This is a genomic window from Paenibacillus sp. FSL H3-0329, assembly GCF_037963285.1.
GTDB classification, from domain to species: Bacteria; Bacillota; Bacilli; order Paenibacillales; family Paenibacillaceae; genus Paenibacillus_AQ; species Paenibacillus_AQ odorifer.
This window is the reverse complement of the sequence record NZ_CP150150.1, coordinates 2,258,029-2,268,472: the sequence shown is the minus strand read 5'-3', so window position 1 is coordinate 2,268,472 and position 10,444 is coordinate 2,258,029. Positions and strand designations below refer to the sequence as shown.

Annotated in this window: 8 protein-coding genes; 2 read left to right on the top strand and 6 right to left on the bottom strand. The window is 41.9% G+C overall.

Annotated elements, in window-relative coordinates; all coding sequences use genetic code 11:
• Nucleotides 1–12: 12 nt before the first annotated feature.
• The 4 genes from NSQ66_RS09735 to NSQ66_RS09720 all read right to left on the bottom strand — a co-directional run bounded on the left by NSQ66_RS09735 (nucleotide 13) and on the right by NSQ66_RS09720 (nucleotide 7,202).
• Nucleotides 13–552: a GNAT family protein gene (locus NSQ66_RS09735; RefSeq protein ID WP_036679423.1), complete on the bottom strand. Its 540-nt coding sequence runs from the start codon at nucleotides 550–552 to the stop codon at nucleotides 13–15.
• Between the two features lie 157 nt (nucleotides 553–709).
• Nucleotides 710–2,545, bottom strand: coding sequence for a UbiD family decarboxylase (locus tag NSQ66_RS09730; RefSeq protein WP_036679241.1), 1,836 nt, complete (start codon nucleotides 2,543–2,545; stop codon nucleotides 710–712).
• A 115-nt stretch (nucleotides 2,546–2,660) separates the two neighbouring features.
• Nucleotides 2,661–3,182, bottom strand: coding sequence for a serine acetyltransferase (locus NSQ66_RS09725; protein WP_036679239.1), 522 nt, complete (start codon nucleotides 3,180–3,182; stop codon nucleotides 2,661–2,663).
• A gap of 261 nt (nucleotides 3,183–3,443) precedes the next feature.
• Nucleotides 3,444–7,202 carry an alpha-L-arabinofuranosidase C-terminal domain-containing protein gene (locus NSQ66_RS09720; protein ID WP_036679238.1) on the bottom strand — a complete coding sequence of 1,253 codons (3,759 nt, stop codon included), beginning with the start codon at nucleotides 7,200–7,202 and terminating at the stop codon, nucleotides 3,444–3,446.
• Between the two features lie 224 nt (nucleotides 7,203–7,426).
• Between NSQ66_RS09720 and NSQ66_RS09715 the strand changes: the two genes are divergently transcribed.
• The gene (locus NSQ66_RS09715) at nucleotides 7,427–8,029 is read left to right on the top strand and encodes a GNAT family N-acetyltransferase (RefSeq protein WP_235219423.1); all 603 of its coding nucleotides are present in this window, start codon (nucleotides 7,427–7,429) and stop codon (nucleotides 8,027–8,029) included.
• 85 nt (nucleotides 8,030–8,114) lie between these two features.
• Here NSQ66_RS09715 and NSQ66_RS09710 read toward each other — a convergent pair whose 3' ends face one another.
• Nucleotides 8,115–8,564, bottom strand: coding sequence for a helix-turn-helix domain-containing protein (locus NSQ66_RS09710; protein ID WP_256717391.1), 450 nt, complete (start codon nucleotides 8,562–8,564; stop codon nucleotides 8,115–8,117).
• 203 nt (nucleotides 8,565–8,767) lie between these two features.
• Nucleotides 8,768–9,805 carry an NADH:flavin oxidoreductase/NADH oxidase gene (locus NSQ66_RS09705; protein WP_036679236.1) on the bottom strand — a complete coding sequence of 346 codons (1,038 nt, stop codon included), beginning with the start codon at nucleotides 9,803–9,805 and terminating at the stop codon, nucleotides 8,768–8,770.
• Nucleotides 9,806–10,048: 243 nt separating this feature from the next.
• On the opposite strand from NSQ66_RS09705, the gene NSQ66_RS09700 reads away from it, so the two are divergent.
• Complete coding sequence (locus NSQ66_RS09700; protein ID WP_036679235.1) at nucleotides 10,049–10,429, top strand: VOC family protein; 381 nt, start codon at nucleotides 10,049–10,051, stop codon at nucleotides 10,427–10,429.
• Nucleotides 10,430–10,444 lie beyond the last annotated feature (15 nt).

The window sequence follows — 10,444 nt, the reverse complement described above, 5'->3', positions numbered from 1 at the left end:
ACAACAGTTTTGCTATTCCTTCATCCTTAACCATTCACTTCTGAGCAATCCATAGGAATAAGTATCATGCCAGATTGGCTCTCCATTACTATCGTATTTAAAATAACCCGTCTGCAAAAAATGTCCTTCTCGACGAAGCTTCAATCGTTCAAGCAGTTTCCATGAGCGTGTATTTTCGGGATCACAGTTCGCAATCACACGTCTCATTTTCAGATTATCAAAGCCATAGTTTAACAATTGATTACAAGCCTCTGTAGCATACCCGCTTCCCTGAAAATCAGGGTTAAAAACATATCCAAATTCCCAAACGCCAAAAGCCTCTGGTTGGCTCTCTTGAAAATATAAGTTGCCGATCATTTTTGTCGTAGATTTAAGACAGACTGCCCAAAAAGCACGGTCCGATGACCGTCTGAGCGCCTCAGTGCGAGATTCATCTGCACTAAACAAGGAATAGGGCTCATATTTCACAACACTTTCTTGCGACAAATATTCATGAAGGTCTTTCCAATCCTCTGCTGAGAACCTTCTAATCCATAAACGTTCGGTTTCCATAATTTCCATCAGAACATCACTTCCCCAATATTAATAGTAAATATATACCATACACCCCATAATACCCCTATGCCTTTTTTATTTCATATGAGCAAAATCATTTCACAAACAGCAAATAGGCCTCCTTGGATTCCCAAGAAGGCTGATGAATGTTTCTCTATATCTTAACTCCGCTTAAACTGCCACCTGACGCAAATAATCGTTCGATATGCTTCTGAACGGTTGGGTCGGGAATCAGTGGTGGGGCTTGATGGGGTTTTACCCGAGCATCAATAATCACGTTATCACAGGACCAATGTTTATACTCAGTAGAACTGTTCACTCCATAGATATCATGAGATGGATTACTGCGGGTAAACGTCGCCCATAGGAAATTGTCGATCTTTTCACTCAAAAACTCGCTATCATCACACAAAATAATCATTGGACAAGAAGGAAGTGCCCCTTGCTCCTGAATAGCTTCACTAAGCTTGTTCATTTCCAATGCTGCTTCAGCGTAGCTTGTGAATTTAGCACCTTGAAGGGCAACAAGACCAGGCATCACCATTCGTGCATGTCCAAATCCCTGTAATTCTTTAAGCATGCCCGGTACCTCTGTACATAGCTCTCTTTTCTTATCCCCTACTGCTGCGAAGATCACTTTACTTCCGCTGTTTAATCCTGTGCCGGAATAATCAAGCGTATCAATCGTGGTGTTGGTATAGAAATGAATATCTCTACGAAGATTAATCCGCTCCAAGATATACGTCAAGAAATCCTCGATATTATGTGTACTGATAGGCTGATTCTCTTCTGCAGTAATAAACAAAAACTTAGCTAAACTAAGCTGACCCGTACCTAAAATCCGGTTAGCAATGGTCAGAATTTCCGCTGGCTGCTTTACTTGCTGATAAGGCGTATAACGTTCACTGCCAATGGCGAACAGCAGGGGATGAACACCCGCAGCATCGACTGCATGAACTTCTTTGACGCCCGGAATTTCTTGGCGGATAGCCCCACCTGTCAGCTCGTGAATTAACTCACCAAACGCGGTATCTTCCTGTGGCGGCCGACCGACAACCGTAAATGGAAAGATTGCATTTTTTCTGGCGTACACTTTATGTACTCTCATTACTGGGAAAGGGTGAACCAAGCTATAATAGCCTAAATGGTCGCCAAATGGCCCCTCCGGCTTCGTCTCACCAGGGTGAATTTCACCTGTTATCACAAAGTCCGCATCATTGCTGATACAGTAACCATCCACATAGCTATAGCTGAAATGGCGTCCTGATAATAAACCTGCAACGATCATCTCACTCATTCCCTCAGGCAAAGGCATAACCGCCGATAAGGAGTGAGCGGGTGGCCCACCGATAAAACAACTCACTTTAAGCGGTTGTCCTTGGCGGTTCGCTTTTTCCTGATGTACGCCAATGCCGCGATGAATTTGATAATGAATGCCCACTTCTTTATTTAATTCATACTCATTTCCAGTCAGTTGCACACGGTACATTCCCAGATTGGAATTCATAATGCCCGGCTTGTCCGGATCTTCTGAATACACCTGCGGCAAGGTTACAAAAGCACCACCATCTCCCGGCCAATGTGTGATTAGCGGAAGATCAGAGATACTAATTTCCTGGAAACCGCTTGGCAGACCTCCTGGCTTTTTAATAGGCAATGCTTTTCTCGCGGATAATCCGGTTCCAACATATTTAAATGGATTTTTGAGTGCTTTTACGGGATCGTTGCGAAGGGCAATTACGTTATGTGTGGAGTCCCAAGTCCGCCGAAAGATAAACTTACTGCGCTCTAGCGTTCCAAAAAGGTTAGATACGGCCCGAAACTTCGAGCCTTTTACATTCTCAAATAATAATGCGGGTCCACCAGCCTCATAAACCTTTAGGTGAATCGCCGCCATCTCTAGATAAGGGTCCACCTCTTCACGAATCCGAACTAAATGTCCGTGTTTCTCTAAATCATTAACACACTCTTCTAAATTGCTATATTTCATTTCATTACTCCGATCTCTAGAAGGTTATTACAAGATTACTTGGATGCTTTAATTATACCCTGTAAGATATTAAAATAAAGCGCACGCGTACCCTATGTACTAGAACCTAACGTCTTTATCTTGTATTCTCTGGTTTCGGTTCACTCCGCAATATATTTTTAGCAGGAATACCTACTGCCGAAGCATTATCCGGCACATCCTTTACCACTACAGACATGGCCCCGATATTAACATCGTTACCAATGACAACCGGTCCAAGAATCTTGGAGCCTACTCCAATAAAAGCTCTGTCTCCAATCACAGGCTCTCCTAAGTTATTTCTCCCGCCAATCGTCACTTGATGAAAAATAGTAGCATGGCTTCCAAGCACCGCTTTAGGACTAATGATAATCCCATTTAAACCATGCGGTAAATGAAGCGCATCACCAATTTGAGCTTGAGCGTGAAGCTCTCCATTTGCAAGAATACGGACAAAAAGCACATCCATTATTCGATATAAAAGCCACAAAGGTTTTCGCACGATGCCATTCTTCACTCGATAATACACCCAATTTCCATAACGATAAGTAAACAAGGCCATAATCGTTTGAGGATTTTTCAGATTTGCTTTCCAGTCCGTTTTGAATGATTTCATCATTTTATCGTTCTCCTTTTTAGGGGCTAGGGTATGCACTGTATTCTGGAGTAATGAAGGGCAGCTGTGGATAAAACATCTGGGAGGATCGCGGGCTGGAGGGTCAGTCGGTGATTGTACTTTCACCAGTGTAAGATAGATTTTGAGATTCATCAAGCAAGTGGACAGTTCTCTCTATATAATCATCAACCGATTTAGAGGCTTGTTAAACAACAACACGCGCCGAACAAAAAGATCGGCGCGTGTTGGAAAGCATATTTTCTATTAAATCAGATCCAGAACAATCACATTTACGGAATTGGCAGCTAGCTTCACAACTGCCGTGTCTTTATCAATTACGATTTCTGTTTCGACTGGTGTAACCTTCTCATCATTTTTTCTGTTCACATTAGGTGTATGAACCAGTGAGGCGTCTCCAGTTAAGGTAATCCGTTTACCAGTAGCAGCTACTTTTAAACCTTTTAGATCAAGCTTCGTTGCTTTTTCTACACCATCCGCATTTACAAGCTTCACATAAAGATGCTTATCATCTTTAGTTACGGAATTATATACCTCTCTGTTATAAGCCTCAAGCTTATAATCCAGTACTTTGCTTGTTACCTTGCCATCTGTATAAGAGCAAATCAAATGTTTGCCATCTGCTCCGCCATAATTAACGGTGATAGTATATTCCGTATGATCCGCAAGCTCTTCATAGCAACTGGCTCTCAGGTTACCAGCAGCGGTACTAGAGGAATAATCGCCCAGAGTATAAGCCTCAATCCCTTGCTTGTACACCTTGACTCCTGTGGCATCACCATTATAGCCAATCGCATATTCGATGACATCTTTATTTTCCGGTGAGATTTCTGTCAGACCTGCGCCTACATAGAAGCCATCTTCGCCAGAAGCTTTTTCAGCTACAACCTCTACTTTATAATTAGTCCACGCGTCATTAAGGATATACAATCCATTCAGTCCGCCATTCTGCGCTTTCAATACCAGACCTTTGGAAGGATCAATCGTATATCCGGCAGAGCCAGGAATCACTTTCCAAGCTTCATTCAGCGGCTGCGTGAAATCTTGATCCAACCAAACACTGCCATCTACATTCGAGGTCACTTTCACCCGTTTCACGATCACAGCTGATTTCCCGGCAGCCACTTCAATTCCTCCATGAGGAATGAGGTCTACCTTCTCCCCGTTGCGATAAGTCGAAAATGAGGTGCCAACCACTTTGGTTCCCAGGTATTTAGCATACAGCTGCTGAACATAATAGTTCGGTGTGTACCATACGGTCTCATCATCGAACCAGATGCAATCCGGTGTCCATCTATAGGTGCCATCTGTCAGAACCTTGTTGAACAATGGTGCCGTTGCCGCCAATCTAATCACATCAGAGTTATTCTCGAAGCTGGACATAATCGCTGCCTCAGCAACAGCTCCTGCCAATGTGTTTTTATCTGTGGAAGCATATTCACCCACAAAAACCTTTGAAGTTTCAGCCTCATCCAAGCTGCCGTCTTCCTTATAGGCTCTGTAATAGTAGTTGTAACGATCAGCATTCTCTAACAAATACTCATTGGAACGGTAGTAATGCTCATCCGCAATGGTATCCATGTAGTTCTTTTGTTTTTCGTACCAGGTAACAGTCTCTTCGATGCTCGATGTACCATCCGTAAAGCTGATTTTTTCCGAGCCCTGTAAATTTCCGCTTAGGAATTTCCAACCTTGCTGGTAAGCATCATCATCTGCCTGTGCACCCACGGTAGAGAGAATAGTCAATTCATGATCAGGATAGTTCTTCACCATATACTCATCAATCACTGTTTTAAAATATTCGAAGTTGGCAAAAAACTCTGTACCCCAGTTTTCATTCCCCACACCCAAATAACGCAGGTCAAACGCTGCTTCATGGCCCATCTTTTTACGCAATGCAGCCCACTCATTATTGTCAAAATCCATGCTAATCGCAAAATCAATCAGATCCGTAAAGTTCTTCACATAATAATCTCTTAACGCACCGCCAGCTGGATTCGCATAATCCGAACGAGCTTGACAGAGTACGCCGCAGGCCATAACCGGAAGTGGTGTTGCGTTCAAATCCTCGGCTAATTGGAAATACTCCATATATCCAAGACCCATGGTCATCATGTAGCCCCATACGTTATAGTTCTCTTTGCGCAATTCGATATCGTTGACGGACTCTTTCCAATCGTACACGTTCTCCCAAATGTGAGAACCTTCAGAAATACAACCCCCAGGGAAACGCAGGAATGTAGGATGAAGATCAACGAGTGCATTCACTAAGTCTTTTCTTAATCTATAGTTTGGATTTCCTTTATAGTTAGCATGAGCTGTAGCAGAACGTTCCTCTTCACCAGCGCCCCAAACGTCATCAGGAATTAAGGATACCATATCAATGGAGATCTCACCGTTAAAGGTTAACGCCAGCTGACCAAGCACAGTTTCAGACCCTGTTAATACAAGCTTAGAATCGACACCATACTTCTTCCAGTTGCCGTCACCGTTTACTTCAACAACTGCAGTATCGCTGATGGCTTTACCGTCTTTGTCGAGCAATTGCAAGGTAATTGTGCCTGCTGCTTCAGCCTTCGCCCAGATTGTGAAGTTGTACTTGGCATCTTCCTTAATAAACATCGAGCAGTGCTGATTGGAATCCGCAAAACCTCTATTATTAATAGTCGCGCCATCCGCTACCGTCACATAATGAGCATTCATATCTTTATCTTCGATGCCGAAGAAATCGTTTAATCCGCCTGTATTATGGACAGTCATTTTCTCTGTATCCCCAGACCATGCGTGAAGAGGTGTATAATTTCTTCCGGTGGAAGCACCATGTACACCACATACATGCGAATAGCTGTCAAAAGCAAAAGATTCGAAGGAGCGATTCTGCACTAGCTCTGCATAGATCCCACCGTCTGCTGCGTTGTTAATGTCCTCATAGAATAAACCATATAGAATTTGGCTAACATCCAAAATCTCCTGATTACCATCAATAGTTAAGGTGTATGGTGGCAAATCTTCCGGAAGCACAGACACCGTGAAGCTCTTTTCTACTGTACTAGCTCCCTTTTTCAAATGTGCTGTAAGCGTTACGCCTTGAGCAGATTGAACTCCTTTATTCACAACACCTTCATTAGAAATGACTTTGGAATCGCTGGATACCCAAGATACGTCAACTTTTCCGCCCATCAGCGAAACTGGCAACTCAATATCTTTGGTAATGATCGAGCTTGGGAAGGTTAAGTATTTATCTTTTGCAAGCTTTACGATATCTTCATCCGTCAAAGATTCGCACATGATTTCAATCACTTCATCTTGAGTTAAACCTGCTTTATATACACGGAAGTCCGAAATATAGCCGCTAAAATCAACATCTGCCGCGTATTGGGATTTCCCGATTGTATTATTGCTATAATTCTGTTGATCTTCAAAAGTAGCAAACCATGTACGCAGCTTAGCATATGTGCCACTCGAGGTTTGGCTGATCATTCCATCCGCAACTACTTCACCATTTACATACATCACAGGACCTGCACTGCTTAGTGTTCCACCTTCTGTACCTGTAACTGCAAAGGAAACATGTACCCATTCATCAGTCGCAAAGGATTTCCCTGGATCTGCGATTAAGTCTTCCCCTGCAAAACAAGTCCCCCGCAAATTGCGAGTTACGAAAATATAAGGTCCTGTTTCACCTTTACCAAAATCAAAGATTCTTTCCCATAAGCTTGAAGCTTTGCTTACATACATCCATGTCGAAATTGTAATTCCTGTATGGTCACTGACCTCTTTAAGCAGATCGTTAGGTAATGAAATATAGGATGTGCCATGTTCTCCCCCAGCAAGCGAAACAGCTTGTCTACCTGCTACGGATTTAATAGCCGGCAGCGTAGTACCTGAAGCGGTTCCATCATTGCCGTTCCCCGAGAAATCTTGACCTACATCCTCTGGATTATCAAACTTATAATGCGCAATTAGACTACCATTAATAAATTTGTTACCGTTGTCATTTTTCATAAAATATCACCTGTTATCTTTATAGTAGAAATCTTAAAAACCAAACAATACTAGTTCATTGCCGTTTATACGAAACATAATAACATATTTTATAGTCAATTAATATATTAACCAATTAATATTTATGTGAAATAAAAGAAAACAAATTTTATAATCAAATATTACCAAATCAATCATTTATTCCATGGTAAAATATCTGTTAGTTAATAAAGGAGTGGTGAAAGTTGAGCGAAGCTGTGAATGAAAAGGCCAATTCTAGTGATTTATTTACGATTGATTGTAAAGATATTTTTCTGCGGGAATATAGTGTGGAGGATTTAGAGGAGTTTCATGCGCTTACTCTACAGCCTGAAATTATTGAATTCTTGCCAGAGTGGAATGTTCCTAAAGAACAACGGTTGGACTGGTTAATAAACTATGAAATAAAAGAGAACCAGCAATTTCTTCAAGTGATCTCAGTGGGCGGAGATATCGGAGAGCTTCGTCTTCGTTTAGGCATTATTTTAAAAGTGTCCGGTGAGTTTATTGGTTGGTGTTGTACAGGAATTAAGGAGGAATTGCCCGTTCCTAACAGAGAGATTATGTATGCCATATCCAAGGATCATCGCGGTAAAGGCTACACTACTCAAGCTGCCAAGGGATTAATTAAGTATTTGTTTGATAATAGCTCTACCGATGTATTAAACGCCATTGCTCTGAAACACAATATCCCGTCTAATAGAGTCATTCAAAAATGTGGTTTCGAGCTTCTTGACGAGATTACAATTGAACATGAAGACTATAATTATTACCGGCTTTCCCAGCAACAGTGGGATGAACAGGTATGATGTAAATAGCGCCTTACACTAAAAAACCTCTGTATGGGAAATGGAGATTCGGTCCATTTACCAAAACAGAGGTTTTATTGTGAATTCATGACTGTTGCTTCATGCGAAGCATTTGATCCAAAAGCTCTTTCACATCTTTTTCTGGAAAAGCTGCAAGCAGGGTCTCTTGAAAGGTATCTTGTGCACGAAGGAGCTTGTCTTCGCCAATGGCAGTCAAGGCAGTATAGATACTTCTGCGATCAGCATCACACGCTTTTCTTTCTAAAGCGCCACAGCCTTTGGCCTCAAACCGACTAACCAGTCGGGAAACTGCACTCTGGCTTAAACCCACCATAGCTTCTAGCTTCTGCAATTTCAGTTTCTTCTCCGGCGCTTCCGATAAAAATAACAGCAAATAAAATTCTTTTAAGGATAAGCCATGTTTGGCTTGTAGATTAGCTTCCAATTCATTCGTCACATTCATTTGTATATGCGTTAACGTCAACCAACTCGTTATAAGGTCATTGTTAAGAATGTCGTCCATTTTATTATTCATCTCCCGGGTGTATGGCTTTTCATGATTTTTTCCTTCTATATAATAGTACTACAATCCACAACCATACATAAAGTATAGGTTCGATACTTATACTTTATTTTATTTTAAAAAAGAGGAGAGACCGTTTCTCCAAGAAGCCGGCCCCTCCACACTTTACAATTATTTTGTTTGGACTTCAGACTTCATACCATTTATATTAGTCTTTACCCATTAATTCTTGGAAACCCGAAAGTATACTGTCTAGGAATGCCGGCATCTTTCTGAAGTTCAACCCCAGCTTCCAGCGTCCAGTATGGATTTCTCAGCATGCCCCGGCCCACGGCAACAAGATCAGCTTCCTCATTCCCAATCACGGCATTAGCAAGTACAGGCTCATCCAATCTGCCAACCGCAATAACCGGAACATTCAAGCCATACTTGATTTCTCTGGCCAAAGGAACCTGATAAGCTGCATGCGTCCCTGGTTTCCCGGCAGCTGCGATAGGACCTTCACCACCTGCACTGATATGGAAAATATCTGCGCCTGCTTCTTTGTAAGCTTTACTAAATTCCAAGCTTTCTTTGATACCGTACCCGCCCTCAACATATTCTTGGGCGGAGATACGCATAATCAATGGCATTCCTTCCGGCATTTCACTTTTTGCTGCGCGAATGACTTCTGTACCAAATAGTGTTAAATCCTTGCCGTATTCATCTGTTCTTTGATTGGTTAGAGGGGAATGGAACTGATGAATAAGGTAACCATGCGCTCCATGAAGCTCGATAACATCAAATCCCGCTTGTATCGCCCGCTTCACGCCCAACCGGAATTTCTCAACCATAGCTTTCACTTCTTCAGTTGTTAATGCACGTGGTGTTTTGGAGTCAGCGTCAAAAGGAACGTTAGATGAGGATACAGGAACTGCTGCATCTTCTGCTTTACGTCCGGCGTGTGCAATTTGAATACCTACTTTAGCGCCATAAGAATGACAAGCTTCAACGATTCTGGCCAGTGCAGGAATTTGCTCATCAGACCAAATGCCAAGATCAAAATCAGTAATCCGTCCATCAGGCTCCACGTCCGTCATTTCAATAATAATTAATCCGGTTCCGCCAACGGCGCGACTTACGTAATGATTATAATGCCAATCCGTAGCAATTCCGTCTTTGTTAGACACTGAATATTGACACATCGGAGGCATAACCACGCGGTTCTTCAGCTTCAAATCCTTCAATTCATACGGGGTGAACAAGTCCTTCATGATATCTCTCCTCTTTATAAAAAACTAAGTATAGTATGATCAATGCTACCAGTGAACATGAGTTTCTAAGTTCATCTTATATATTTTTATAAATGCATGCTCATGCATGTATTTTATTATAGAACAGCGATGGTGTCAACCGTGAATAATCTTCTGCTTAATGGAAACTCCATGTATTGTTGAAACTTCTACCTTGAGGTAATATATGGATATCTATTTTTCTTTGAAAGGATGACCTCACTCGTGGACAAAAAGCTCTTACAATCGCATAGTATTTTCCCTACCTTGAATATTGAGCAAACTGCTGCCTTCTACAGCCAGTACTTAGGTTTTAAAGCTGTGCCCTATTTAGATACACAAGAACCACATCTTTGTTTGTATCGCGACGATACAGAGATTATCCTTACGCAATCCCATAGACAAAAGGTCATTCCCAATCGAGAGTTGTACGGTTATGGATACGATGCCTATTTTATTACGAAGCAGCAAGAAGAGTTGGAGAAGGAGTTCGAAGCCGCCGGTGTTCATATTGTTCGTTCTTTATCAAACACCGATTATAATAACAAAGAATTTGTGATCGAAGATGTAGATGGTCGCTGGATTGCTTTTGGAATCAAAAAATAAAAAAACGGCTCTCAG